This window comes from Microbacterium sp. 2216-1, from assembly GCF_046507855.1.
Taxonomy (GTDB): Bacteria; Actinomycetota; Actinomycetes; order Actinomycetales; family Microbacteriaceae; genus Microbacterium; species Microbacterium esteraromaticum_C.
On record NZ_JBKFTM010000001.1, the window covers coordinates 1475063 to 1501429 of the forward strand.

Annotated in this window: 26 protein-coding genes and 1 pseudogene; 15 read left to right on the forward strand and 12 right to left on the reverse strand. The window is 68.1% G+C overall.

Features of this window, described 5'->3' with window-relative positions:
- Positions 1-711, reverse strand: a complete 711-nt coding sequence (locus tag ACLD0U_RS06855; protein WP_179410672.1) for a beta-ketoacyl-ACP reductase — start codon at positions 709-711, stop codon at positions 1-3.
- Between the two features lie 140 nt (positions 712-851).
- Between ACLD0U_RS06855 and ACLD0U_RS06860 the strand changes: the two genes are divergently transcribed.
- The 4 genes from ACLD0U_RS06860 to ACLD0U_RS06875 are packed head-to-tail and all read left to right on the forward strand — an operon-like array spanning position 852 to position 2825.
- Positions 852-1229, forward strand: a complete 378-nt coding sequence (locus ACLD0U_RS06860; RefSeq protein ID WP_179410671.1) for a DUF3099 domain-containing protein — start codon at positions 852-854, stop codon at positions 1227-1229.
- On the forward strand, positions 1226-1423 hold the full coding sequence (locus ACLD0U_RS06865; protein WP_179410670.1) for a hypothetical protein: 198 nt from the start codon (positions 1226-1228) through the stop codon (positions 1421-1423). Before ACLD0U_RS06860 ends, ACLD0U_RS06865 begins: the two co-directional genes overlap by 4 nt.
- Positions 1420-2235, forward strand: coding sequence for an SURF1 family protein (locus ACLD0U_RS06870; RefSeq protein WP_179410669.1), 816 nt, complete (start codon positions 1420-1422; stop codon positions 2233-2235). Before ACLD0U_RS06865 ends, ACLD0U_RS06870 begins: the two co-directional genes overlap by 4 nt.
- A 29-nt stretch (positions 2236-2264) precedes the next feature.
- Entirely contained in the window at positions 2265-2825 is a 561-nt protein-coding gene (locus ACLD0U_RS06875) for a GrpB family protein (protein WP_179410668.1), read from the forward strand.
- Between the two features lie 6 nt (positions 2826-2831).
- On the opposite strand, the gene abc-f is transcribed toward ACLD0U_RS06875, so the two are convergent.
- A complete protein-coding gene (gene abc-f, locus ACLD0U_RS06880; protein ID WP_410340154.1) occupies positions 2832-4430 on the reverse strand; it encodes a ribosomal protection-like ABC-F family protein in 1599 nt (532 codons plus the stop codon).
- Positions 4431-4585: 155 nt separating this feature from the next.
- Between abc-f and ACLD0U_RS06885 the strand changes: the two genes are divergently transcribed.
- The 4 genes and pseudogenes from ACLD0U_RS06885 to ACLD0U_RS06900 all read left to right on the forward strand — a co-directional run.
- On the forward strand, positions 4586-5326 hold the full coding sequence (locus ACLD0U_RS06885) for a DedA family protein (protein WP_410340155.1): 741 nt from the start codon (positions 4586-4588) through the stop codon (positions 5324-5326).
- Positions 5323-6591: a sensor histidine kinase gene (locus tag ACLD0U_RS06890; RefSeq protein WP_410340156.1), complete on the forward strand. Its 1269-nt coding sequence runs from the start codon at positions 5323-5325 to the stop codon at positions 6589-6591. The genes ACLD0U_RS06885 and ACLD0U_RS06890 overlap by 4 nt, the downstream gene beginning before the upstream one ends.
- Entirely contained in the window at positions 6588-7259 is a 672-nt protein-coding gene (locus ACLD0U_RS06895) for a response regulator (RefSeq protein ID WP_224817928.1), read from the forward strand. Before ACLD0U_RS06890 ends, ACLD0U_RS06895 begins: the two co-directional genes overlap by 4 nt.
- A gap of 95 nt (positions 7260-7354) precedes the next feature.
- Positions 7355-8389: pseudogene (locus ACLD0U_RS06900) on the forward strand (acyltransferase family protein); the annotation flags it as partial.
- A 223-nt stretch (positions 8390-8612) separates the two neighbouring features.
- Here the strand turns inward: ACLD0U_RS06900 and ACLD0U_RS06905 are convergent.
- From ACLD0U_RS06905 to ACLD0U_RS06915, 3 genes are read right to left on the reverse strand one after another with little or no spacing between them, the layout of a single operon-like run.
- Positions 8613-9209 (reverse strand): energy-coupling factor transporter transmembrane component T family protein, encoded by a 597-nt coding sequence (locus ACLD0U_RS06905; protein WP_410340157.1) that lies wholly within the window; start codon positions 9207-9209, stop codon positions 8613-8615.
- Positions 9206-9829 carry an ABC transporter ATP-binding protein gene (locus tag ACLD0U_RS06910; protein ID WP_307858816.1) on the reverse strand — a complete coding sequence of 208 codons (624 nt, stop codon included), beginning with the start codon at positions 9827-9829 and terminating at the stop codon, positions 9206-9208. Before ACLD0U_RS06910 ends, ACLD0U_RS06905 begins: the two co-directional genes overlap by 4 nt.
- 53 nt (positions 9830-9882) lie before the next feature.
- Positions 9883-10464, reverse strand: coding sequence for a biotin transporter BioY (locus tag ACLD0U_RS06915; RefSeq protein WP_410340158.1), 582 nt, complete (start codon positions 10462-10464; stop codon positions 9883-9885).
- A gap of 78 nt (positions 10465-10542) precedes the next feature.
- Here ACLD0U_RS06915 and ACLD0U_RS06920 point away from each other — a divergent pair, with 78 nt between their 5' ends.
- A complete protein-coding gene (locus ACLD0U_RS06920; RefSeq protein WP_179410660.1) occupies positions 10543-11085 on the forward strand; it encodes a TetR family transcriptional regulator in 543 nt (180 codons plus the stop codon).
- Positions 11086-11126: 41 nt separating this feature from the next.
- On the opposite strand, the gene ACLD0U_RS06925 is transcribed toward ACLD0U_RS06920, so the two are convergent.
- From ACLD0U_RS06925 to sufB, 6 genes are read right to left on the reverse strand one after another with little or no spacing between them, the layout of a single operon-like run.
- Entirely contained in the window at positions 11127-12278 is a 1152-nt protein-coding gene (locus ACLD0U_RS06925; protein ID WP_410340159.1) for a MalY/PatB family protein, read from the reverse strand.
- 17 nt (positions 12279-12295) lie between these two features.
- A complete protein-coding gene (locus tag ACLD0U_RS06930; RefSeq protein WP_179410658.1) occupies positions 12296-12625 on the reverse strand; it encodes a metal-sulfur cluster assembly factor in 330 nt (109 codons plus the stop codon).
- A 9-nt stretch (positions 12626-12634) separates the two neighbouring features.
- Positions 12635-13405: a Fe-S cluster assembly ATPase SufC gene (gene sufC, locus ACLD0U_RS06935; protein WP_179410657.1), complete on the reverse strand. Its 771-nt coding sequence runs from the start codon at positions 13403-13405 to the stop codon at positions 12635-12637.
- Complete coding sequence (locus tag ACLD0U_RS06940; protein ID WP_410340160.1) at positions 13406-13732, reverse strand: non-heme iron oxygenase ferredoxin subunit; 327 nt, start codon at positions 13730-13732, stop codon at positions 13406-13408.
- Complete coding sequence (sufD, locus tag ACLD0U_RS06945) at positions 13729-14958, reverse strand: Fe-S cluster assembly protein SufD (RefSeq protein WP_206823969.1); 1230 nt, start codon at positions 14956-14958, stop codon at positions 13729-13731. The genes ACLD0U_RS06940 and sufD overlap by 4 nt, the downstream gene beginning before the upstream one ends.
- On the reverse strand, positions 14958-16376 hold the full coding sequence (gene sufB, locus ACLD0U_RS06950) for a Fe-S cluster assembly protein SufB (RefSeq protein ID WP_179410654.1): 1419 nt from the start codon (positions 16374-16376) through the stop codon (positions 14958-14960). Before sufB ends, sufD begins: the two co-directional genes overlap by 1 nt.
- A 305-nt stretch (positions 16377-16681) precedes the next feature.
- Here sufB and ACLD0U_RS06955 point away from each other — a divergent pair, with 305 nt between their 5' ends.
- Positions 16682-17728, forward strand: coding sequence for a COX15/CtaA family protein (locus tag ACLD0U_RS06955; protein WP_410340277.1), 1047 nt, complete (start codon positions 16682-16684; stop codon positions 17726-17728).
- Between the two features lie 77 nt (positions 17729-17805).
- Here the strand turns inward: ACLD0U_RS06955 and ACLD0U_RS06960 are convergent, their stop codons facing one another.
- On the reverse strand, positions 17806-18726 hold the full coding sequence (locus ACLD0U_RS06960; protein ID WP_206821643.1) for a heme o synthase: 921 nt from the start codon (positions 18724-18726) through the stop codon (positions 17806-17808).
- Between the two features lie 275 nt (positions 18727-19001).
- Here ACLD0U_RS06960 and tkt point away from each other — a divergent pair, with 275 nt between their 5' ends.
- Genes tkt through ACLD0U_RS06985 form a run of 5 tightly spaced genes read left to right on the forward strand, consistent with a single transcriptional unit; the run spans position 19002 to position 26364 of the window.
- Complete coding sequence (gene tkt, locus ACLD0U_RS06965; protein WP_410340161.1) at positions 19002-21104, forward strand: transketolase; 2103 nt, start codon at positions 19002-19004, stop codon at positions 21102-21104.
- Positions 21105-21142: 38 nt separating this feature from the next.
- Positions 21143-22255, forward strand: a complete 1113-nt coding sequence (tal, locus tag ACLD0U_RS06970) for a transaldolase (RefSeq protein ID WP_224817935.1) — start codon at positions 21143-21145, stop codon at positions 22253-22255.
- A complete protein-coding gene (locus ACLD0U_RS06975) occupies positions 22252-23853 on the forward strand; it encodes a glucose-6-phosphate isomerase (RefSeq protein ID WP_410340162.1) in 1602 nt (533 codons plus the stop codon). The genes tal and ACLD0U_RS06975 overlap by 4 nt, the downstream gene beginning before the upstream one ends.
- A 34-nt stretch (positions 23854-23887) precedes the next feature.
- Entirely contained in the window at positions 23888-25432 is a 1545-nt protein-coding gene (gene zwf, locus ACLD0U_RS06980; RefSeq protein WP_179410649.1) for a glucose-6-phosphate dehydrogenase, read from the forward strand.
- Positions 25429-26364 carry a glucose-6-phosphate dehydrogenase assembly protein OpcA gene (locus ACLD0U_RS06985; protein ID WP_410340163.1) on the forward strand — a complete coding sequence of 312 codons (936 nt, stop codon included), beginning with the start codon at positions 25429-25431 and terminating at the stop codon, positions 26362-26364. The genes zwf and ACLD0U_RS06985 overlap by 4 nt, the downstream gene beginning before the upstream one ends.
- The last annotated feature ends 3 nt before the right edge of the window (positions 26365-26367 follow it).

The following is a 26367-nucleotide window of genomic DNA, read 5'->3' on the forward strand; positions in this document are numbered from 1 at the left end:
TCAGTGCCCCATGCCGAGGCCGCCGTCGACCGGGATCACTGCACCCGAGATGTACGCGGCGTCGTCACCTGCGAGCCAGGCGACCGCACCGGCGACCTCGTCAGGGGTGGCGAAGCGCCCCGCCGGGATGCTCGCCTTGTACTGCTTCTGCGTCTCTTCGGGCAGCTCGGCAGTCATGTCGGTCTCGATGAAGCCGGGGGCGACGACGTTTGCGGTGATCCCCCGCCCGCCCAGCTCGCGCGTCAGCGAGCGGGCGAAGCCGACGAGTGCGCTCTTCGACGCCGAGTAGTTGACCTGTCCGGCCGAGCCATAGAGACCCACGACGCTGGAGATGAGGATCACACGGCCGAAGCGCTTGCGCAGCATCCCCTTCGACGCACGCTTGACCACCCGGAACGTGCCGCCGAGGTTGGTGGCGACGACACTGTCGAAGTCGTCCTCGCTCATACGCATCAGCAGAGTGTCCTTGGTGATCCCCGCGTTGGCGACCACGATCTCGATGGGACCCAGCTTCTCCTCCACCTCGGTGAAGGCGGCGTCGATCGCGGCAGCATCCGTCACGTCCGCGCGCACAGTGAGCGTGCCCTCGGGCCCCTCGCCGCTGCGCGCGGTCACCGCGACGCGGTAGCCGTCGCGGACGAAACGTTCGGCGATGGCGCGGCCGATACCGCGGTTTCCACCGGTGACGAGGACGACGCGATCAGCGCTCATGTACGGGCTCCAGACTGTGGGGACGAACGCAGGCCATCCTACCGAGGGATCGATTCGCGCTCACCGTCGCGCCCGCCAGCCGCTGTGCGCGCACAGCCGCGGATCCCGCGCCCTCGTGCGCGGCGTAGGCTGGAAGCACTGTGAAACGCGTCCGTCATGCCCCCTCTGTCACCTCCCTGCCGCAGTCGCCGCAGGACGAGGCGAAGCACCGTGTGCGCCGCTACGCGCTCACCATGGGCATCCGCACGATCTGCTTCCTGCTGATCGCCCTCGTGCAGCCGTTCGGCTGGTGGACCTGGGTGTTCGCCGCCGCCGCGATCTTCCTGCCGTACATCGCGGTCGTCTACGCCAACGCCGGGAGTGACAGCACCCCGTCGAACGTCGAATCACCCACGATGCAGATCGAGGCGACGTCGGCGATGCCCCAGCCGCATCCTGACGACGCGAAGGACGTGTTCACCATCCGCGAGCAGCCCGACGCCGCCCGCGACGATGTCCCGAAAGACGAGGATCGATGACCGAGGAGCTCGAGTGCGCTCGCGCCGACTGCCGCGCAGCGGCCACTCACCACATCGTGTGGCGCAATCCCCGCATCCATGACGCGGATCGGCGCAAGATCTGGCCGGCATGCGATGAGCACGTCGGATTCCTCAGCGACTACCTGCGCACTCGGGAATTTCCGGTCGAGGTCAGCGAAGGGCTGCCGTCGTGAGGCAGAAATTGCTGCGTTGGGGCGCATATGTGCTGGTCGGGATCGCCTTCGCGATCGGATGCGTCTTTCTGGCGCAGTGGCAGTTCGACCGCAACGAGTCCCGCGCGACGCAGATCGCGCTCGTGGAGGACAACTACGACGCCGCCCCGGTGCCGTTGTCTGATCTGATCGGCGCCGACGGTGTACTCGACCCCGCTGATGAGTGGCGGCCGGTCGAGCTGAACGGGCGCTACCTCGCCGACGAGCAGCTGCTGGCCCGCAACCGCCCGCACGGCGGAACCAGCGCGTTCGAGGTGCTGGTTCCGTTCCAGGATCAGTCCGGACTGCTCTTCCTGGTCGATCGCGGCTGGGTCCGGCCCGGTGAAGGTCCGGGGCCGGATGCCGTCCCCGCTCCCCCGGCCGGTGAAAGCACCGTGATCGTTCGTCTTCGACCGGGTGAACAGCTACCGGCATCCGGTCGTGGCGCTCCCGAGGGTCAGGTGCCGACCATCCATCTGCCGACGATCGACGAACGCGTCGACGGCGACCTGATCACGGGGGCCTACGGACGACTGGTCTCGGAAGACCCCGCACCTGAGGTCGGGCTGGGCGGATTCGACAAGCCCACCGAAGATCCCGGCCCCCACCTGTCGTACGCGATCCAGTGGATCCTGTTTGCGATCATGGGCTTCGCCTTCATCGGCTACATCATCCGCATCGAGATCGTGCGGGCGAAAGAAGACGCCGGTGAGATCCCCCAGCAGGAGCCACGTCGCCGTCGCGACCGCGACGCCGACGCCGAGGACGCCCTGCTCGACTCCGTCCGAGGCTGAGCGCGCCCTCCCGCGGGTAGCGTGGATGGATGCCCCATTCCGACCCCGCGCGGCGGCTCGCCGACGCACTCACCGGCACCGGCCTGGGGCTGCGGCGCGGCGTCGTCGCTGTCGCTCCGGCTTCGGATGCCTGGGCACGGGCATTCCGGGGTGTGCACGAAGCGCTGGCATCCACTGCGCCGACCGAGGTCCTGTCCATTGAGCACATCGGTTCCACGTCGGTTCCGGGGCTGGAGGCCAAACCCATCCTGGACATCGCAATCGGTGTGCGACCCGGCACGCCGTCCGACGCACTCGACGGGTGGCTGTCGGGACTGGGGATGCTGCTGCGCGGCGATGCCACGGACGTGCGTCCCGACCGCATGTACGGCTACGAGCTGGAGCCGATGATCCGGCTCGTCAACGTGCACGTCCTCGAGTATCAGTCGCGCGGCTGGCAGGACTACCTCGGCTTCCGCGACCACCTGCGTGCCGACCCGGTTGATCGCGAGGCGTATGGCGCGCTCAAACGGCGGCTCGCAGACCGGCATCCCGGAGAGCGTCTGGCGTACATCCGCGACAAGGAGTCATTCATCCTCCCCCGCCGCTGACGCCGATCACGCGAGCTCGATGAGCTCCTGGTACTCGCGGCTCCAGATGTCTTCGACACCGTCGGGCAGGATCAGCACGCGCTCGGGGTTGAGCGACTCCACGGCCCCGGGGTCGTGCGATACGAGCACCACGGCGCCCTCATAGTGAGCCAGCGCGCCGAGGATCTCCTCACGCGATGCGGGGTCGAGGTTGTTCGTGGGCTCGTCGAGCAGCAGCATGTTCGCCGACGAGACCACCAGGGTCGCCAGCGACAGTCGCGTCTTCTCGCCACCCGAGAGAACCCCGGCGGGCTTGAGCACGTCGTCGCCGGTGAACAGGAACGATCCGAGCACCTTGCGGGCTTCGGTCTCGGTGATGTCGGGGGCCGCCGACATCATGTTCGCCAGCACCGAGCGGTCGACGTCGAGGTTCTCATGCTCCTGGGCGTAGTAGCCGATCTTCAACCCGTGCCCCGGTTCGAGCGTGCCGGTGTCGGGCTGGTCGACTCCGGCCAGCATGCGCAGCAGGGTCGTCTTTCCGGCACCGTTGAGTCCCAGCACCACGACCTTTGAGCCGCGGTCGATCGCGAGATCGACGTCGGTGAAGATCTCGAGCGATCCGTACGATTTCGACAGGCCGGACGCCATCAGAGGAGTCTTGCCACACGGTGCGGGCTTCGGGAACCGCAGCTTGGCGACACGGTCGACCTGACGCACCTCGTCCAGGCCCGACAGGAGCTTCTCGGCACGCGCGACCATCTGGTGCGCGGCCGCAGCCTTCGACGCCTTCGCGCCGAAGCGGGCTGCCTGCTGCTGCAGTTGCGTGGCCTTCTTCTCGGCGTTGGCGCGTTCCTTCTTACGGCGCTCCTCATCGGCCACGCGCTGGCGCAGGTAGTTCTTCCAGTTCATGTTGTACATGTCGATGACCTGGCGGTTCGCATCGAGGTAGAACACCCGGTTGACGGTCTCGCCGACGAGTTCGACATCGTGGCTGATGACGATCAGGCCGCCCTTGTAGCTCTTCAAGAACTCCCGCAGCCACACGACACTGTCGGCGTCGAGGTGGTTGGTGGGTTCGTCGAGGATCATCGTGTCAGCATCCGAGAACAGAATGCGCGCGAGCTCGATCCGACGACGCTGACCGCCCGAGAGCGTGTTCAGCGGCTGGTCGAGGATGCGGTCGGGCAGCGAGAGGTTGTGCGCGATGGACGCGGCCTCGGCCTCGGCCGCATAGCCACCGAGCGCCTCGAAGCGCTCGGTGAGGTTGGCGAACTTGCGCATGGCGCGCTCGGCGATCTTGGGGTCATCGGAGGCCATGTCGTTCGACGCCTGGGCGATGCCCAGCTGGATGGTTCCCAGACCGCGGGCATCGAGGATGCGCGTACGCGCGAGCATCTCGGGGTCGCCGGTGCGCGGATCCTGTGGCAGGTAGCCGAGCTCGCCCGAGCGGGTGACCTTGCCCTCGGAAGCGAGGACGTCTCCGGCGAGCACCTTGGTCAGCGTGGTCTTGCCGGCACCGTTGCGGCCGACCAATCCGATCTTGTCACCGGCGGCGACGCGGAACGACACGTCTGACATGAGCACACGGGCTCCGACGCGGATCTCGAGTTCGTGCACGGCAAGCACAGCGGAGGGTCCATTCGTTGAAGGTGGAGGGCGGCCGAACGGCCAGCCTCTCAGTATATGCGCCCACCGACGATGACCAGGTTCATCCCCGAGAGGGATGCGGATGCTACCAACGGACGACGCGCGATGCGGCACCACCCCCATAGCGTGCTCTCGTGGATCTGATCAACGAACTCATTGCGCAGGCTGTGGCCTCGCCGTGGCTGTTTCCGGTGCTGTTCGTCGCGACCGTGATCGATGGCTTCTTCCCGCCGGTGCCCAGTGAGTCCGTGCTGGTCGCGGCGGCGGCTGTGCTGGCGATGACGGATGCCACCGCACTGGTGCCGCTGTGCCTGCTCGCCGCGGCTGCGGCGACGATCGGCGACAACATCGCGTTCTGGGTCGGCCGCCGCGTGGGAACGCGACGGTTCCGGTGGATGCGCAGGCCTCGGGTGGCCGCGACCTTCGATCACGCGCGACGTGCGATGGATCACTCCGCGGCCGTGCTCGTGCTCGGGGCGCGGTACGTGCCCGTCGGCCGAGTCGCGGTGAACATGTCGGCCGGGGCTGTCGGATACCCGTGGCGGCGCTTTCTGCCCCTGTCGGCGCTCGCCGGGCTGTGCTGGAGCGTCTTCAGCATCACGATCGGGCTGGTCGCGGGAACGTGGGTGCGTGACCAGCCGCTGCTGGCGGCATTGCTCGGCGTCGCCATCGCCCTGCTGATCGGCGTGATGGTCGATCGGGTGGCGGCGCTGCGACGCCGCGCGCGACGGCGTCGGCTCGATCGGAGCGCTGCGGATGCCACCGCGGGCGCCCCGGGCGACGCCGAGGCGCCTGCCCCGAAGCCGCGCGATCAGGACGAGCCCGTTCCCGTACCGACGCCTCAGGACGAACGCGCCTCGCGGCTGGCAGGATGACGGACATGTTCGTGCGCATTCGTCGCCCCACGTTTCGCCAGGCCGCGATCCTGTTGATCTCCGTCGCGTGCGTGGCGCTTTTTGCCGTGCTGGTGCCGCTGCAGTCCGTGGTCTACGGAACCCCCGTCGCCCTGTCGTTCCTGCTCGGCGCGGGGATGTGCGGGGCGCCGCTACTCATGCTGACCCGTCCGCGACTGGCCACGGTCATGATGGTCGTCGCACAACTGAGTCTGGGGCTGCTGGTATCGCCCACGCTGGTGCAGCATGCGCCTTGGCCCTGGTCCGTGCCCGCGATGCTCGCGCTGCTGTGCGCGGTGGCCGTCGCAACGGCACAGCACGGCGCGAGGATGGGTTTCCTGCCGCTCATCGTCGGTGCGGCGACCTCTCTGATGGTCGTCATCCTGAGCCCCGACATGGTTGCGCAGGTGGCCGCGGCGGCGTCCGCGAACCTCATCGTCGGAGTATGCACCGCCGTCGGCGTGTACCTGCTGACCCTGCTCATCACGGCACGGTTGCGGGTGGGCGCGGAGCTCGACCGCGAGCGCGCGGTATCTGCCTCTGAGCACGAACGCCGGCTGCGGGTCGAGGAGCGCACGCGCATTGCCCGCGAACTGCATGACATCGTGGCGCACAGCATGTCGGTGATCCAGGTGCAGGCAGCCACCGCCCGATACCGGGTCGATGACCTCCCCGAAGCCGCCGCGCAGGAATTCGACGGCATCGCCGCGACTGCCCGCACCTCACTGACCGAGATGCGGCGGCTGCTCGGAGTGCTGCGCACCGAGGAGGGGGCACCGGAGCTCTCGCCCCAACAGGGCATCGCCGACATCCCGGAGCTGATTGACAGCATCCGCGGCTCGGGGGCCTCGGTGTCGTTCGAGCAGCGCGTCGGCTCGCACGAAACACCCGCCGGCGTCGGTCTTGCGGCGTTCCGCATCGCCCAGGAGGCACTGAGCAACGCGCTGCGACACGCCCCGGGCGCGCCCATCGCCATCTCCCTGGAGGTCAACGACCGCGACCTGCGCCTGCGCGTGCGCAATGCGCCGCCAGGCGCGCATCGCGGGCCGAATCGGGCATCCGACTCTCCCACGGCGAGCGCAACGCAACCGCATCCGACGGCTGGAAGCGGCCACGGCCTTCGAGGCATGCGCGAACGCGCGGCGGTGCTGGGCGGTACTGTTCAGGCATCGGCCACCGCCGACGGCGGCTGGCTCGTCGATGCCCGTCTTCCCCTCACCACCCCTGACTCTGTGGAGCTCTCGTGACGATCCGTGTTCTCATCGCCGACGATCAGGGCATGGTGCGTGCCGGCTTCGCGGCGCTGCTGAACGCACATGACGGCATCGACGTTGTCGGCCAGGCCGCAGACGGCGCCGAGGCGGCCCGGCTGTGCGCGCGTCTCGAACCCGATGTGGTGCTGATGGACGTGCGGATGCCCGAGCTCGACGGAATCGCCGCGACGCGCCGGATCCTCGGCCCGGACTATCCCGCCGCCCGGGTGCCGCGCATTCTGATGCTCACGACGTTCGACATCGACGACTACGTGTATGACGCGCTGGAGGCCGGAGCCAGTGGATTTCTGCTCAAGGACGCGCTGCCCGAGGAACTCGTACACGCCGTGCGGGTCATCGCCGCCGGTGATGCGCTGCTGGCCCCCAGCGTGACGCGCCGCATGATCGAGCATTTCGGTGCGCGTCGGCCCCGGCCCGCGGTCGCGCGGCCGACCCTGGCGGGGCTGACCGAGCGCGAGCGCGAGGTGCTCACGCTGATCGGCCGGGGGCTGTCGAACGCCGAGATCGCCGCCGAGCTGTTCATCGCCGAGCAGACCGTGAAAACGCACGTCGGCAAGGTCTTCCAGAAGCTGGCGCTGCGCGACCGCGTGCAGGCGGTGATCTTCGCCTACGACGCGGGTCTCGTCTCGCCCGCTGTGTGAGTGGCTCCCCGGTAGGGGGGTGAACCGCCTCTATGAGGTGATGCGCCCGTCGCCACCCGCTCCATAGTCTCCTGGCACATCGACCAGGAGGCGCCATGTCCACCACCGCTGCCGGCCGCGACACCGCGGTCGATCTCGTCCGCTGCCTGTGCGTGCTGGGCGTGATCGTCCTGCACGCACTCATGGTCGGAGTCACGGTCACCGCGCAGGGGCCGGTGTTCGAGAACGCGGCCGAGAGCGGCGCCTGGCTGGTACCAGTGAGTTGGGCACTGCAGGTGATGCCGCTGTTCTTCGTCATCGGTGGATTCGCGGGCATCACCGCATTGCGTCGACGCTCCACGTCGGCTGCCGCGTTCGCCGCCGCGCGTGTGCACCGTCTGGTGCGTCCGGCACTCGCCGTGGTCGCGACGGCGGGTGTGCTCCTGGCGTTGCTCACCCACGCCGGGGTCGCAGATGACCTCGTCGGCGTGGCGGGCTTCCGCTTCTCACAGCCGCTGTGGTTCCTCGGCGTGTTCCTGGGATGTCAGGCTCTGCTGCCGCTGATGGCGCGCCTGCACGCCCGGTACCGGACCGGTGCCCTGGGCGCACTCGCCGCGATGGCCGTGCTGGTGGATGCTGTGCGCATCATCACCGGCGAGACTGCGGTCGGTCTGGTCAACATGGCCTTTGTCTGGTTGGCCCTGCAACAGCTGGGGTTCTTCCTCTCGGATGGCAGCATCGACCGCATCGGGCCTCGGGCGCGGGCTCTGGCCGCGACCGCTGCCGTCGCCGTCCTGGTGCTGTCGTTCCAGAGCGGCTTCCACTCCCCCGATCTGATCGCCAACCTCAACCCGCCGACGACGGCGCTGCTGCTGGTCGGACTGACCCACACCCTGCTGTTCTCGCTCGTACGGTCGAGCATCGCCGTCGTCGCCGAGCGGCCCGTGCTCGCAGCCTTCACGGCGTTCGTATCGCAGCGCACCATGACCATCTACCTCTGGCACATGCCTGTGCTGCTCGCCCTTGCCGGTGTTCTCGCGCTATTCGCTCAGCAGACCGGCGGCGCCCTTCCCGCACCGGGCGGAGCGGAGTGGTGGCTGACCCGTCCCGCGTGGGTCGCCGTCGCGGTGGCGTTGACGGCGCTGCTGAGCGTGCCCCTGGCGCGCATAGAGGCGTCGCGCGTCCGCCACGGCTCGGTCCGCGCGGATCGAGCCGCAGCGGGTGTCGTCCTGGGAGTGGCTGGCGTCGTGGTGCTGCTCGCCGCCGGCACCACCCCAGTGACGGCCGCGATCACCAGCGTGCTGTGGCTCGGAGCGCTCATCGTCACGTCACCTCGGCCGGTGCCCGCAGAGCGTCAGCTGCCGGTGCATGCGCTCAGCGCGCCAGCCCGCGGGCGGCGAGCGCGTCACCGACGTCATCCGCGTGCCGGAGTGTCAGTACCAGCAGGGGCAGCGCCGCGCGCGGCCCGAGTCGCAAGCCACGTGCGCGCTGCGCGTCCCGCACCTGAGTCAGGAATCCCGCGAGCACCGGCACCATGGCGATGGTGAGCGAGATCGCCAGCGCGGCCGTCTCCGGGTCGAGCCGGAACACCCGCAGGGGACGCAAGAGCCGCTGCAGCACATCGAGCAGGTCGCCCATGCGGGTGGTTCGGGTGACGAGGTCGGCGAGCAGGATCAGTGCCACCACGCGCCCGGCGTTGCGCACGGCCTCGTCGAGGCCGACGAAGATCCACAGCGCTCCGGCGAGCACGATGATCAGCCAGCGCAGTCGCCACCAGGACTCTGCCAGCAGACGCCACCCCAGCCCGCCAACGACGTAGAGTGACGAGACGGCGGCCACCAGTATCGCGGTGCCGGTCGTCCCCAGCGGAAGCACCGACACACACAGCGCCAACGCCGCGAGTAGACCGAGTTTCGCACCGGCCGACCTGCGATGCAGGATGCCCGTGCCGGGCCGGTACAGCGAGATCATGCCGCTCTTCGCCGGTACTGGTCGATCACATCGGCGGGTTCGCCGACCGCGTGCACAGCGCCGTCGACGAACAGCACGACCTCATCGCACTGCGCCGCGAGTTCGAGATCATGGGTGACGAGCACGACCGGCACGTCGAGGTTCAGCAACAGGTCGCCGATGCGACGGGTGTTGCGCAGGTCGAGCAGTGTGGTCGGTTCGTCGGCGACGACGAGGTCGGGGGCCGTGGCGAGCACCGCAGCGACGGCGAGCAGCTGCCGTTGCCCGCCCGAGAGGCTGGCGACGGGCTGGTCTGCACGGCCCGCCAACCCGTATCGTGCGAGAAGCTCGTCGATGCGTGCGGCGCGCTCGCGCTTGCCCACCCGCCCCAGCGAGAGCGCGAGGTCTTCGCCGGGTGTCGGCATCAGAATCTGCGCCTCGGGATTGGTGAAGACGAACCCGACGCGGGCCCGCAGGTGGTCGGCGTGGTCGATGACGTCGAGTCCGAGCACGCGCATCGTGCCGGCCGTCGGCTTTCGGAGACCATTCAGCAGGCGGGCGAAGGTCGACTTGCCCGACCCATTCGCCCCGATCACGGCCGTGCGGCGCGCGGACAACGTCACCGAGACGTCGTGCAGCACGCGAACACCCTCCACCTCGTACCCGACCCCCCGGAGCGAGATGTCGGCGGCCGTCACGATGCAGCGGATGCGACGTGCACGACCCGCTGCGGGAATGCGCGCGGGTAGGCGCGACGCAATGCCACGGCCAGCGCCGTCGCCGCACCGGCCTTGATCAGATCGCCCGGCAGGAATGCGAGGGTCGACACGGCGGTCAGGTCGAGCGGGACGCCCGTGACCCACGACTGGACGGGGATGCCGAACAGATACACGACGGCGATGCCCCCGACGAGGGTGGCGATACCCGCACGCCACCAGGTGAACCGCCCGGAGTGCGCGATGACCCCGATCACGATCGCGCCGACGACCCAGCCCAGCAGGTAGCCCGCCGTGGGCCCGACGAAGGCCCCGAGGCCGCCACGCCCACCGGCCAGTACGGGAAGGCCGACGGCGGCCAGCGCCAGCACGATGAGGATCGCCAGCGGGGCGCGACGGGCCCCCAGGATGAGTCCTGCGAGCATGACGCCCAGCGTCTGCCCCGTGATCGGCACGCCTCCGGGCAGGGGCACCATGACGGTGCCGAGCACGATGATCAGCGCGGCGAACAGCGCGATGCGAGCGAGATCGGCACTGAGGGGGCGACGGACAGCAGACATGGGTTTCCTCTCGGAGATTTCCTGAACATCGTTCACCTGAACAGTGTTCACCTGAACGCTGTTCACTATACTGGCCGTATGGCCCCCTCCCGACACGATCGACACAGCGTCATCGACTGCGCCCTGCGCCTACTCGATGACATCGGCCTTCCCGATCTGTCGATGCGCCGCATCGCCGCCGAGCTCGAGGTGCAACCCAGCGCGCTGTACTGGCACTTCCCCAACAAGCAGGCGCTGCTGGCAGGTGTGGCCGATCGCATCCTCTCTGCTGTACCGGCCCCCGATGCATCCCGCGACACCTCGCAGGTCGCGCACGCCATCCTCGACGCCCTGCTGGCTTATCGCGACGGCGCCGAGATCGTCATGAGCAGCTACGCGCTGCGCCTCGGTACCCCGCGCGCACAGCAGGCGCTTGCCGCGTCACTGACCCCGCACCCCGACAGCGACGTCCTCGCCGACGCCGTCTTCGAGTTCATCCTGGGGCATGCCACCCTGCTGCAGCAGCGCATGCACGCACAGAGCATCGGGGCCGTCGAGCCCGACGCTCAGGATCCGACCGCGCACTCCGACGCGGTGTTCTGCACCGGCATCCGAGCACTCACCGCGGGCGTACGTGTCTGAACGCGACACGGCCTATTCCCACACAGCAGGGGCACCGTCGTTCAGCGGATCGCGACGATGCGCTCGATGGCCTCGGTGATGATCTCGGGGCTGGTGCCGAAGTTCAGCCGCACGTGTCCCGCACCCTCGGCGCCGAACGCCGGACCGAAGTGCAACGCGACTTTCCCCTCGCGCAGAATGCGCTTGGCCGGGTTGGCACCCCAGCCGAGTGCGCTCAGATCGATCCAGCCGAGATAGCCGGCATCGGGCATCTGATACTGCGCCTCGGGCAGTCGATCGGCCAGCAGATCACCGAGCAGGCGACGGTTGGCATCGAGAGTCAGCAGCAGGCCGTCGAGCCATTCGTCGCTCTCGGGCGCGAACGCCGCCACTGCGGCGAGCAGGCCGAACTGTCCGGTACGCCACTCGACTTCGACCGGAAGCCGGCGCAGCACGCGTCGATGCGCGGCGCTCTCGGCGACCATCAGAGCGCACTTGAGCCCTGCGAGGTTGAACGCCTTGCTCGCGCTGACGACCGCGAACCCCACCTGGGCAGCGGCATCTCCGGCGGCCAGGAACGGCGTGTATCCCGTGCCGGGTTGCGCCAGGGGCGCGTGTATCTCGTCCGACACGACAACGGCGCCGTGCTGCGCGGCGAGTTCGGCCAATGCCCGCAAGGACGCCGCCGAGTGTACGGTGCCGGTCGGGTTGTGCGGGTTGCACAGCAGCACCGCGCGGGCCCCGGATGCCAGTGACCCGGCGATCCCCTCCAGGTCGAGCTCCCAGCCCGAACCGATATCGCGCAGAGGCACCCGCTCGACGACGCCGCCGGCCTCTTCGACCAGCTCGAAGAACGGCGGGTACACCGGCGGATTCACGATCACGCGTTCGCCGGGCGCGATCACCCGGCGCAGGATCTCAACGATGCCCATGCTGACGTCCGCGGTGCTGCGCATGCCCGCAGGGTCGGGGACCCACCCGAAACGGCGATCGGCGAATGCCGCATACGACGCCGCCAGCGGTGTGCGCGAGGCGACGTACCCCGTGTCGCCGTCCCGCACGGCACGCTCGAGCGCCGCCGTGATCTGCGGGGCGAGCGGAAAATCGGTCTCGGCGACGAACAACGGGAGCACCCCTTCGGGGTACTCCCGCCATTTCTCGCTCGTTCGGCGGCGCAACTGCTCCAAGCTCAGGGCCTGAATGGGCGCAGCCATGTCAGTTCGGCTCCGGGTCAGATAGCGAAGCCGAGGGCGCGCATCATGTCACGCCCATCGTCGGTGATCCGCTCCGGGCCCCACGGCGGCATCCACACCCAGTTGATCCGGAACTGATCGACCACGGCGTCCAGCGCCTGAGCGGTCTGCTCCTCGAGCACGTCGGTGAGCGGGCAGCCAGCGCTGGTCAGGGTCATGTGGATGACCAGTGCATCGTTCTCGTCATCCCACGACAGGTCGTAGATCAGACCGAGGTCGACGACGTTGATCCCGAGCTCGGGATCCATGACGTCCTTGAGAGCCTCGGTGACCTCGTCGAACTTCTCGGGAGTGAGGGTCGCGGTCATGCCCTCAGCCTACGCTTCGATCGGGGCTGCGGGGTCGATGAAACGGTCGTAGCCCTCGTCCTCCAGACGGTCGGCCAGTTCGGCACCGCCCTCTTCGACGATCTTGCCCGCCACGATCACGTGCACGAAGTCCGGGCGGATGTACCGCAGGATGCGCGTGTAGTGCGTGATCAGCAGCACACCCAGATCGGTGGCCTCCTTCGCACGGTTGACACCCTCGGACACGATCTTCAGCGCGTCGACGTCCAGACCCGAGTCGGTCTCGTCGAGCACGGCGAACTTCGGCTTGAGCACCTCGAGCTGCATGATCTCGTGGCGCTTCTTCTCGCCGCCCGAGAAGCCCTCGTTGACGTTGCGCTGAGCGAACTTCGGGTCCATGCGCAGGTTGCTCATGGCCGACTTGACGTCCTTGGTCCACTGACGGATCGAGGGCGCCTCGCCATCGATCGCGGTCTTGGCCGTGCGCAGGAAGTTCGTCACCGTGACGCCGGGGATCTCCACCGGGTACTGCATGGCGAGGAACAGGCCGGCGCGGGCACGCTCGTCGACGCTCATCTCGAGCACGTCCTCACCGTCGAAGGTGATGGTGCCCTGGGTGACGGTGTACTTGGGGTGACCGGCGATCGTGTAGGCGAGGGTGGACTTGCCCGAGCCGTTCGGGCCCATGATCGCGTGCGTCTCACCGGTCTTGATGGTGAGGTCGATCCCGTTGAGGATCGGCGAAGTGCCCTGATCGGTCTCGACCGTTACGTGCAGGTCGCGGATCTCGAGAACAGACATTCAGACTTCCTTAGTGACAGTGGGGTCGATGAGCACGTCGTCACCGTCGATCGTGACGGCGTAAACGGGGACGGGCTCGTAAGCGGGGAGGTTGAGGGGGTGGCCGGTCTCGAGCGAGAACGCCGAGCCGTGGGCCCAGCACTCCAGCGTCTTGCCTTCCACGAAGCCCTCGGCCAGCGAGATGTCGCCGTGCGTGCAGCGGTCGCCGATCGCGTGGATCACGTCGTCGGCGTCCTTCACGAGTGCGATGGCGACGCCGTCGATCTCGACGCGCAGCGGGGTGTCCTGCTCGAGTTCACTGACGCCGCACGCGCGCTGCGCACTCACTGGGCGGCCTCGCGATCGCCCAGAACGGCCTGCGGGTCGACCGCGGCGAGCTCGGCCTCGACGGCGGCGAGCAGCTCGTCCTGCACCGACGGGATGCCGATGCGCTGGATGACCTCGGTGAGGAATCCGAACACGACCAGGCGTCGCGCCTCGTCCTCGGTGATACCGCGAGCCTGCAGGTAGAACAGCTGCTCGTCGTCGAAGCGCCCCGTGGCACTGGCGTGACCGGCACCGGCGATGTCACCGGTCTCGATCTCGAGGTTCGGGATCGAGTCGGCGCGAGCGCCCTCGGTGAGCACCAGGTTGCGGTTCGCCTCGTACGAGTCGGTGCCGACGGCGTCCCGGCCGATCAGCACGTCACCGATCCACACGCTGTGCGCGCTGGCACCGTTGAGGGCTCCCTTGTAGAGCACATCACCGGTGGTATGCGCACCCTTGTGGTGCAGGTACACCTGGCTCTCGAGGTGCTGACCCGAATCGGCGAAGGACAGACCGTACAGGTAGCCTTCCGAACCGGTGCCGGCGAGTTCGAGGTTGGGGTTCACGCGCACAATGCCACCGCCCAGGCTGACGACGATGTGCGTCAGTTCGGCGTCGCGGTCGACACGCGCCTGGTGAGCCGACGCGTGGATCGCGTCGTCTTCCCACTGCTGCACGGTGACGAGCTTCAGCTTGGCACCGTCGCGGACGATGATCTCGACGTTCTGCGCGTACTGTGCCGTGCCGGTGTGGCGCAGAACAACGGTGGAGACGCTGTGGCGGCCCGCCTCGATCACCAGGTGGGCGTCGGCGCGTCCGCCCTTGCCGTCGATCTGCACGACGATCGGCTCGGTGACCTCTTCATCGGCGGGGATGCTGAGGTGGAGGGCATCCGACGCTCCCTGCCACGCCACAGCCGAAACGATGTCCTCGGGGGTGAAGAACTCGCCGCGCGGCGCCGTGCCGTGAGCGAGTGCCGGACGGACGTACTGCGTGTGGCTGACGGTGGTCTCGACGCCGTCATTGACCGGACTGGTCTCGAAGAGCGCCTTCAGCTGCGCAACCGGCGTGTGCTTCCAGTTGACCTCGCGTCCCGTGGGCGCACCGAAGTCCTCGGGATCGAACGACCGGGGGCGCTCGGAGCGGGTCTGCACCGGAACGAAACCGGCGCCGGTGACCTGTGCGGCCGGGTCGATGTGCGCGTTCGTCTGCGGCGCCGCGGCGGGCGCCTGTGTGGGGGCCGTCATCAGCCGACCGATCCTTCCATGCCCATCTCGATGAGCTTGTTCAGTTCCATCGCGTACTCCATGGGCAGCTCGCGCGCGATCGGCTCGATGAACCCACGCACGATCATGGCCATTGCCTCGGTCTCATCGATGCCGCGCGACTGCAGGTAGAAGAGCTGCTCGGCGCTGACCTTCGAGACGGTGGCCTCGTGGCCGAGCTGCACGTCATCGACACGGATGTCGATCGACGGGTACGTGTCGGAGCGGGACTGCGTGTCGACCAGCAGCGCATCGCAGACCACGGAGTTCGCAGAGTGGTGCGCGGCGGGATCCACCCGGACCTCACCGCGGTAGCCGGAGCGGCCACCTCCGCGGGCGATCGACTTCGAGACGATCGACGACTGCGTGTGCGGCGCCATGTGCACCATCTTCGCGCCGGCGTCCTGGTGCTGACCGGGCCCGGCGAAAGCCACCGAGAGCGTCTCGCCCTTGGCGTGCTCACCCATCAGGTAGATCGACGGGTACTTCATCGTGACCTTGGAGCCGATGTTGCCGTCGACCCACTCCATGGTGGCGCCCTCGTGCGCAACGGCACGCTTGGTGACCAGGTTGTAGACGTTGTTCGACCAGTTCTGGATGGTCGTGTAGCGAACGCGGGCGTTCTTCTTCACGATGATCTCGACGACCGCCGAGTGCAGCGAGTCCGACTTGTAGATCGGTGCGGTGCAGCCCTCGATGTAGTGGACGTAGCTGTCCTCATCGGCGATGATCAGGGTCCGCTCGAACTGGCCCATGTTCTCGGTGTTGATGCGGAAGTATGCCTGCAGCGGAATCTCGACGTGCACGCCCTTCGGCACGTACACGAACGAACCACCCGACCAGACGGCCGTGTTCAGCGCGGCGAACTTGTTGTCGCCGGAGGGGATCACGGTGCCGAAGTACTCCTCGAAGAACTCCGGGTGCTCGCGCAGCGCCGTGTCGGTGTCCATGAAGATGACACCCTGCTCTTCCAGGTCCTCACGGATCTGGTGGTAGACGACCTCGGACTCGTACTGCGCGGCGACGCCGGCGACCAGGCGCTGACGCTCGGCCTCGGGGATGCCCAGGCGCTCATACGTGTTCTTGATGTCATCGGGGAGGTCCTCCCACGACTGCGCCTGACGCTCGGTCGAACGCACGAAGTACTTGATGTTGTCGAAGTCGATCTCACTGAGGTCTGCACCCCAGGTCGGCATCGGCTTGCGCTCGAAGAGCGACAGACCCTTCAGGCGCGTCTTCAGCATCCACTCGGGCTCGTTCTTCAGACCGGAGATGTCGCGGACGACCGCTTCAGACAGACCGCGCCGTGCGCTGGCACCGGCCGCGTCGGGGTCGTGCCAGCCGAACTCGTACACCCCCAGACTGTCCAGCTCCGGGCGGTCGATCAGCACATCCGACATGGCACACTCTCCTCAACATGGACCCAGACGGTGTCATCCGCCCCGGCACACCGAACCCCGTCGAGTCTGCGGAGATCGGATGCCGCTCATGGGCCCTCATCACGACGCGCGGCGCGCGCCTAAACTGTCAGTGGTGGACGGCACGCAGTGCGCGACCATCACAACAATCCGATTCTACAGGTTCCCCTGCTGGACGGGCCCTGCGCCGTGCTCCACCGCGGAACCCCGGAGGCCCCATGACTGACATCGTCGCGCCCGAGACGACGCCCACCCCCGCACGCCTGCGCGACAGGTTCTTCGGCTGGATGCCGAGCAGCATCGATGCACGCGTGCGCGTGTTCGCGTGGCTGTCGTTCCTCTTCGAGGTCTTCATCATCGGCACCGGTGGCGCGGTGCGCCTGACCGGTTCAGGCCTCGGATGCTCCGAGTGGCCGCTGTGCACCCCGGAATCACTCGTCCCCACTCAGGAACAGGGCATCCACGGCGTCATCGAGTTCGGCAACCGCACGATCACTGGGGTCGTCGGCATCCTCGCCATCGTCGTCCTGCTGTTCACCCTGCACGCGATCGGTGGGCGCCGCGCGTTCACGAACGCCGTGTGGTTCGCGCTCGTGGGTGTCGGAGCCGGGCTGATCGCCTACGCGATCGCCGCAGCCGCGGGCGCCGAGGCGTTCCCGTTCTTCGCAGCCGCACTGCTGCTCGTCACCATTTTCGCGGCGGCGCACTCGCTCCGCACGACCCCGGGACGCAAAGACCTGCCCGTACTGGCGTGGATCGTCCTGATCGGCGTGATCGCCCAGGCCTTCGTCGGCGGCATCACGGTGCTGACGGGATTGAACCCGTTCATCGTCGGGTTCCACTACGCGGCGTCCCTCGCGCTGGTGTGCGTCACGGCCGCCTATCTGGTGCGCATGCGTGAACCGGCCGGCGCACGCGAACGCGCCGTTCCGGTCTGGTTCGCGATCCTCACGCACGTCACGGGTCTCGCGATGGCAGTGACGATCGTCGTCGGCATCCTCACCACCGGTTCCGGCCCGCACTCCGGCGACGTCAACGTCGTGCGCGAGGGCTTCGATGCCACCGTGCTGGCCCACGTGCACTCCTGGCCGGGCTACATCCTGGCGGGGCTTGTCGTCGCACTGACGGCGGCCGCGTGGATCCAGCGCCTGCCGGTGCGCGGATGGATGCTGCTGCTGGTGGCAGCCGTCGCCGTCCAGGTGCTCGTCGGCGTCTGGCAGGCACGCGAAGGCCTTCCCGCTCTGCTGGTGGGCATCCACATGGTGTTGGCAGCACTGACGGCAGCCAACTACACGGTCGTCGTGCTGAAGCTCAAGCGCCCCACCGCCGGCTGATCCGCTGTTCCAACGCCATCGCCCCGGTGCTCGTGACGAGCGCCGGGGCGATTGCGTTGCGGTTGTGACCGCTCGGATCAGAAGGGCAGCAGCGGGTCGACTGCAACCGAGAGGAAGAGCAGCGTGAGGTAGGTGATCGAGGCGTGGAACACGCGCATCGGTCGCGCCTCGTCGCCGTGCACGGCGCGGTTGTAGAGCCGGTGCGACTCGTAGATGAACCAGCCGCCGAACACCACCGCCGAGACCGTGTAGACCAGGCCCATGCCTGCCACAGGAATCAGCAGCAGCGAGCACGCGACCGTCGCCCATGCGTACAGGATGACCTGCAGGCCGACCTGCGACGGCGAGCGGGTCGCGCCGAGCATGGGCACGTCGACGTCGTCGTAGTCGGCGCTGTACTTCATCGACAGCGGCCAGTAGTGCGGCGGGGTCCACAGGAAGATCAGCACGAACAGCACGAACGGGGGCCAGTCCAGCGAGCCTGTGACGGCCGACCAGCCGATGAGCACCGGGAAGCAGCCGGCGATGCCACCCCAGACGATGTTCTGCTCGGTGCGGCGCTTGAGGATCATCGTGTAGATCACGACGTAGAAGAAGATCGCTCCGGCCGAGAGCGCGGCGGTGAGCCAGTTGGTGGTCACCAGCAGCCAGATCGTCGAGACGACGGCGAGGACCCACGAGAAGACGAGCGCGCCGCGGGGCGAGACCTCTCCGGTCACCAGTGGACGGTTGACGGTGCGCTTCATGTGCACATCGATGTCGCGATCGAGGTACATGTTGAACGATGCCGCCGATGCCGCGCTCATCGCGCCGCCGATCACCGTGGCGAACACGAGCCAGAGGTTCGGCAGTCCGCCGGCGGCCAGGAACATCACCGGGACGGTGGAGACCAGCAGGAGTTCCATCACCCGCGGCTTGGTGAGGGCGATGTAGCCGCGGATCTTCTGACCGAACGAGTACGTGGTCTCGGTGGTCTGCGATGTCGTCGAGATCGCGATCGCCTCCTTCTGAGCGGGCACAGACAAAACTGCCCTTCATTCTATGCCACCCGGCGTGTCGCGGCGGCCTCCGCGGCAGTGACACGGGGCGGAGCCGATCCATTCATGGGAAAGCGTTTGCCCACACTTCGCACCCATACGCAACACACCGACGCCGGATGCTACAGCGCCGGTATGCTGAAACAACTCGCGCGCCCGGCGCAGCAGCACTCTCCGTGACGACGCGGACCGCGCAGGAACAGGGCGCCTTCGCAACAGTCAGAAGGAGTATTGCCGTGGCAGAACTGCAGTGGGATGAGATCGACCGTCGTGCGGTGGACACCGCCCGCATCCTGGCGGCGGACGCCGTCGAGAAGGTGGGCAACGGCCACCCCGGAACGGCTATGAGCCTCGCCCCCGTTGCGTATCTGCTCTACCAGCAGGTGATGCGCCACGATCCCACCGACACCGACTGGCTCGGGCGCGACCGCTTCATCCTCTCGGTCGGCCACTCGTCGCTTACGCAGTACGTGCAGCTGTACCTGGGCGGCTTCGGCTTGGAGCTCGACGACCTGAAGGCGCTGCGCACCTGGGGTTCCAAGACCCCGGGGCACCCGGAGTACGGCCACACCAAGGGCGTCGAGATCACCACCGGTCCGCTGGGCCAGGGCCTCGCGTCGGCGGTCGGCTTCGCGTACGCCGCTCGCTACGAGCGCGGCCTGTTCGATCCCGAGGCCGCCGCGGGCACCAGCCCGTTCGATCACTTCGTCTACACGATCGCTGGCGACGGCGACCTGCAGGAAGGCGTCACGAGCGAGGCCTCGTCGCTGGCCGGCCACCAGCAGCTGGGCAACCTCATCGCGATCTACGACTCCAACCAGATCTCCATCGAGGACGACACCAACGTCGCGTTCACCGAGGATGTCGCTGCACGCTACGAGTCCTACGGCTGGCACGTGCAGACCGTCGACTGGAAGCGCACGGGTGAGTACGTCGAGGACGTCGCCGAGCTCAACGCCGCTATCGAAGCCGCCAAGGGCGAGCAGTCCAAGCCGTCGCTCATCATTCTCAAGACGATCATCGGCTGGCCCTCACCCGGCAAGCAGAACACCGGCAAGATCCATGGCTCGGCGCTCGGCGCCGACGAACTCGCCGCGACCAAGAAGGTGCTCGGATTCGACCCCGAGCAGCACTTCGTCGTCGCCGACGACGTGATCGCCCACACTCGTGGTCTGGCCGAGCGCGCCGCCGAGGCACGCGCCGAGTGGCAGACCTCGTTCGACGCGTGGGCCGCGGCCAACCCCGAGCGCAAGGCGCTGCTTGACCGCGTCGAGGCGCACCAGTTGCCTGCCGACATCGCTGATGCCCTGCCGTCATTCGAGGCCGGCAAGGACGTCTCGACCCGCGCCGCTTCCGGACAGGTCATCAACGCGCTCGCCGACGAGCTTCCCGAACTGTGGGGCGGCTCCGCCGACCTTGCCGAGTCCAACCTCACCACCATCAAGAGCGCACCGTCGTTCATCCCGAGCGAGTGGTCGACCCACGAGTGGTCGGGTGACCCGTACGGACGCGTCATGCACTTCGGCATCCGCGAGCACGCGATGGGCGCGATCATCAACGGCATCGTGCTGCACGGCCCCACCCGTGCCTTCGGCGGCACGTTCCTGATCTTCAGCGACTACATGCGTCCGGCGGTTCGCCTGGCCGCCCTGATGAACGTGCCCAGCGTCTTCGTCTGGACCCATGACTCCGTCGCCCTCGGCGAGGACGGTCCGACGCACCAGCCGATCGAGCAGCTCGCGTCGCTGCGCCTGATCCCGAACCTCGCCGTCGTGCGTCCCGCGGATGCCAACGAGACCGCCGCGGCCTGGTTGGAGATCCTGCGCCGTCACGAGGGCCCCGCGGGGATCGCCCTGACCCGCCAGAACATCCCGGTGTTCGAACGCGGCGAAGGTGCGGCATCCGGCGAGGTCTTCGCCTCGGCGAGCGGAACGGCCCGCGGCGCGTACGTGCTGGCCGAGGCACCGAGCGGCACTCCCGATGTCATCCTCATCGCGACCGGATCGGAAGTGCAGTTGGCCGTCGCGGCCCGCGCGGCACTGGCATCCGAGGGCGTGAACGCCCGTGTCGTGTCGGCGCCCTCTCTGGAGTGGTTCGCCGAGCAGGACGACGCCTACCGCGAGTCGGTGCTGCCGGCATCCGTCGCCGCACGTGTGTCGGTCGAGGCGGGATCCATCGTCGGGTGGCGCGACATCGTCGGCGACCGCGGACGCTCCATCGGCATCGACCACTTCGGCGCCTCCGCCGACTACAAGACCCTCTTCCAGGAGTTCGGGATCACCACCGAGGCCGTCATCGACGCCGCGCGTGAGACCATCGCCGCGGTCGCAGACCGTTGAGCGCCACACGATTCACCGAGCAGCACAAGGAGCAACGCATGAGCACCCCCACCTCAGAGCTTTCCGCGGCCGGAGTCAGCATCTGGCTCGACGATCTCTCGCGCAATCGGATCCAGTCCGGCAACCTGCAGCAGCTGATCGAGACGCGCAACGTCGTCGGCGTCACCACCAACCCGACGATCTTCGCCGGCGCCATCACCGATGCGAACGACACCTCGTACGACGCACAGGTGCGTGAGCTCGCCGCATCCGGCGCCTCTGCCGAAGAGGCCGTCTTCGCCGCCACGACGCAGGACGTTCAGGCGGCGCTCGACATCTTCCGTCCGGTCTGGGAGGCCACCGACCACGTCGACGGCCGTGTCTCGATCGAGGTCTCCCCCGATCTGGCGCACGACACCGAGGGCACGATCGCGCAGGCGAAAGAGCTGTGGAACAGCATCGACCGCCCGAACCTGCTGGTGAAGATCCCCGCCACCAAGGCGGGCCTGCCCGCGATCACCGAGGCGATCGGTGCCGGCATCAGCGTCAACGTCACCCTGATCTTCAGCCTCGAGCGGTACGCCGCAGTGATCGACGCGTATCTGGCGGGTCTGCGCAAGGCGAAGGATGCCGGCATCGACCTGAGCGGCATCCACTCGGTCGCGTCGTTCTTCGTCTCGCGCGTCGACACCGAGACCGACAAGCGTCTGAGCGCCATCGGCACCGCTGAGGCGCTGGCGCTCAAGAGCAAGGCCGGCCTTGCCAACGCCCGCCTGGCGTATGAGCTGTTCGAGCAGCGGTTCGCCGACGCCGGCGCTCAGGAGCTGATCGCCGCAGGTGCGAACCTGCAGCGCCCGCTGTGGGCATCCACCGGCGTCAAGGACCCGAACCTGCCCGACACGCTCTACGTCACCGAACTGGTCGCTCCCGGCGTCGTGAACACGATGCCCGAGAAGACCCTTGAAGCGACGTTCGACCACGCCGAGGTGACCGGAGACACCGTCACCGGCACCTACGCCGCCTCGCACGAGGTCTTCGCCGGGCTCAAGGCCGTGGGAATCGACTTCGATGACGTCACCCAGGTGCTCGAAGACGAGGGCGTGGCGAAGTTCATCGACTCGTGGCACGACCTGCTTGCGCAGGTGGCCGAAGGCCTGGACGCCGCACGATGACTGTCTCGGTGCACGTCTCGGGGGCCGCGAAGGTCGCCGTCGACGAGCTCGTGCCCGGCCTGGTCGCGAACCTCGTCGCCTCGCGTCTCACGGCTGGCGACGATGAACTGTGGGGACCGGATGCCCGAGAAGAGGCCTCGGTGCGCCTGGGCTGGGTCGAGGCCGTGTCGGTCTCGCGCCCGCTGGTGCCGCAGATCATCGCGCTGCGTGAAGAGCTCACCGCGCAGGGAGTGACGCGCGTCGTGCTGGCGGGGATGGGTGGCTCGTCGCTCGCCCCCGAGGTGATCGCGAACACGGCCGGAGCACGCCTGACGATTCTGGATTCGACGGCTCCCGCGCAGGTGCTGGACGCCATCGACGATGATCTCAGTGACACGGTGCTCGTGGTCTCCTCCAAGTCGGGGTCGACCGTCGAGACCGACTCGCAGCGCCGCGCGTTCGAGGCCGCCTTCAGCGACCTCGGTATCGATCCGGTCGGCCGGATCGTCGTGGTGACCGATCCGGGTTCCCCCCTGGAGACCGCAGCCCGTGACGCCGGGTACCGGGTCTTCTCCGCCGACCCGAACGTCGGCGGACGCTACTCGGCGCTCACCGCATTCGGGCTCGTACCGGTCGGGCTGGCGGGAGTCGACATCGCCGAACTGCTCGACGAGGCAGAGGCCTCGATGCTGCAGTTCGCCGTCGACGCGGCCGACAACCCGGCGCTGCGCCTGGCCGCCGCGATCACCGGCACCGCGCCGCGCCGCGACAAGCTCGCCCTCGTCAGCGACGGCACCCACATCGACGGTCTCCCGGACTGGATCGAGCAGCTGATCGCCGAGTCCACCGGCAAGGCGGGCACGGGCATCCTCCCCGTGGTGATGCTGCCCGTCTCCCCAGAGCTCGAGGCCCCGCCGGCAGACCTGCAGGTCGTGCGTCTGGTCGACGACGCCAACGAGTTCCATCTGTCCGAGCACCACCCCGGCGAGATCCTGGTCAGCGGAACGCTGGGCGCACAGTTTCTGCTGTGGGAGTACGCCACGGCCATCGCCGGACACCTGCTGGGCATCAACCCGTTCGACCAGCCCGACGTCGAGTCGGCCAAGAGCGCGGCCCGCGGCCTGCTTGACGCCCGTCCCGAGCCGACCGCTCCCGCATTCGTGCAGGACGGCATCGAGGTGCGCGCCACCGACCCCGAGCTGACGGCATCCGGAACGCTTGAGGGCGTGATGGATGCTCTGTGGGCACGTCTGGGCGAGGACGGCTACGTGGCCGTTCAGGCCTATGTCGACCGCAGCACGATGGGCCAGCTGCTGGGGCTGCGCGAGATGATCGCCGCCGACTCCGGCCGCCCGACCACGTTCGGATGGGGTCCGCGGTTCCTGCACTCGACCGGCCAGTACCACAAGGGCGGCCCCGCACAGGGCGTCTTCCTGCAGGTCCTGGAACGCACTGATGTCGATCTGGAGATCCCCGGCCGCCCGTTCACCTTCGGCCAGCTCATCGAAGCACAGGCCGCCGGTGACGCCGCCGTGCTCGCCGCGCACGGCCGACCCGTCGTTTCCCTCACCATCACCGACGCTGCAGATATCCTGACGCTCTTCGAAGCCGCTCAGTAACCTCTTCCGCCTCTCCAGGAGATATCCCCCACCGATGACTGTCCCCATCTCCCGCGGACGCAATCCGCTCCGCGACCCCGATGATCGCCGACTGAGCCGCATCGCCGGCCCCAGCGCGCTGGTGATCTTCGGGGTCACCGGCGACCTGTCGCGCAAGAAGCTCATGCCCGCCGTGTACGACCTCGCGAACCGGGGCCTGTTGCCACCGGGATTCGCGCTGGTCGGCTTCGCCCGACGCGACTGGGAGGACCAGGACTTCGCCGAGGTCGTACGCGAAGCCGTGCGTCAGCACGCGCGCACCGAGTTCCGTGAAGAGACCTGGCAGCAGCTTCTGCAGGGCATCCGGTTCGTGCAGGGCACGTTCGACGATCCCGACGCGTTCCGGCGCCTGCGTGAGACCGTCGAGAAGCTCGATGTCGAACGCGGCACGATGGGCAACCACGCGTTCTACCTGTCGATCCCACCAAAGGACTTCCCCACCGTCGCACGTCAGCTGAAGGACTCGGGACTCGTCGGTGACGACGAGGACGACGACTCGTGCTGGCGGCGCGTCGTGATCGAGAAGCCGTTCGGAGACGACCTGGAATCCGCGCGCGCCCTGAATGAGGCGCTGGAGGTGGCGTTTCCGGCCGACTCGATCTTCCGCATCGATCATTACCTCGGCAAGGAGACGGTGCAGAACATCCTCGCGCTGCGCTTCGCGAACGAGCTTTTCGAACCGCTGTGGAACCGCAACCACATCGACCACGTGCAGATCACCATGGCCGAGGACATCGGTGTGGGTGGCCGCGCCGGTTACTACGACGGCATCGGCGCGGCGCGTGATGTGATCCAGAACCACCTGCTGCAGTTGCTGGCGCTCACCGCGATGGAGGAGCCGATCAGCATGTCGGCCGAGCACCTGCGCGCCGAGAAGGAGAAGGTGCTCGAGGCGGTTCAGCTGCCCGAGGATCTCTCGCTCGCCGCGGCGCGCGGACAGTACGCCGGCGGTTGGCAGGGCGGCGCGAAGGTCAACGGCTTCCTCGAAGAGGACGGCATGAACCCGCAGTCGCACACCGAGACGTACGCGGCCCTCAAGCTTGAGATCGCCACGCGACGCTGGGCGGGCGTGCCTTTCTACCTGCGGACGGGCAAGCGTCTGGGCCGCCGGGTGACCGAGATCGCGGTCGTGTTCAAGCGCGCCCCGCAGCACCTGCTGGGACGCACCTCGGAGCACGGGCAGAACGCCCTGGTGATCCGCGTGCAGCCCAACGAGGGCGTCACCATCCGATTCGGTTCGAAGGTGCCGGGCGCCGGCACCCAGGTGCGCGATGTGACGATGGACTTCGGCTACGGTCATGCGTTCACCGAGGCCAGCCCCGAGGCATACGAGCGCCTTATCCTCGACGTGCTGCTCGGCGACCCGCCGCTGTTCCCGCGGCACGAAGAGGTCGAGTTGTCGTGGAAGATCCTCGACCCGATCGAGGAGTACTGGGCGAGCTTGGACACGCCGCCCGAGCAGTACGCACCTGGCTCCTGGGGACCCGAGTCCGCCGACGCCCTTCTTGCCCGCGACGGACGAGTCTGGAGACGCCCGTGATCATCGACCTTTCCGACACGACGGTCAGCCAGGTCGCCAAGCAGCTCGAGAAGGTGCGTGAAGACGGCGGAGCCGTCGCACTGGGCCGGGTCCTGACGCTGATCATCGCCGCCGGCAGCGGTGTCGCCGAGGCGGCCATCGTCGCCGCCAACGACGCCTCGCGCGAGCATCCGATGCGCGTCATCGTCGTGACCACCGCCGAGGGCACGGCACGACTGGATGCGCAGATCCGCGTCGGCGGCGACGCCGGTGCGAGCGAGGTGGTCGTGCTGCGCGCCTACGGCGACGCCGCAAGCAACGCCGAGAGCCTCGTCACCGGTCTGCTGCTGCCTGACGCACCCGTCGTCGTGTGGTGGCCGGATGAGGCACCGACGGATGCCGCAGCTTCGCCGCTGGGACGCATGGCGCAACGGCGCATCACCGACGCCGCCACGACCACCGACGTGCGGGACCGGCTCTCACTGCTGGGGCGCACGCATTCCCCCGGTGACACCGATCTCGCCTGGACTCGGCTTACGCACTGGCGCGAGCAGCTGGCTGCCGTTCTCGATCAGCCGCCGTTCGAGCCGGTCACCGCCGTCGAGGTGCGCGGCGCCGCAGCATCGCCGTCGACGGCGCTGCTCGCGGCCTGGCTGCAGATGGCGCTCGATGTTCCGGTGTCCTGGTCGTACGAGCATCCGGATGACTGGCAGGAGGGGATCAAATCGGTGCGGCTGTCGCGCGCGTCCGGTGACATCCTGCTGGAGCGTCCGTCGGCGGCCGTCGCGATCCTGACCCAGCCGGGACAGCCCGATCACGAACTGCATCTTCCGCGCCGCACGGTGCGGGAGTGCCTCGCCGAGGAGCTGCGTCGGTTGGATGCCGATCTGCTCTACGGTCGAGTCATCACCGAGGGCTGGTCGCACCTCGGTCCGCCCGAGCGAGGAGAGTGAACC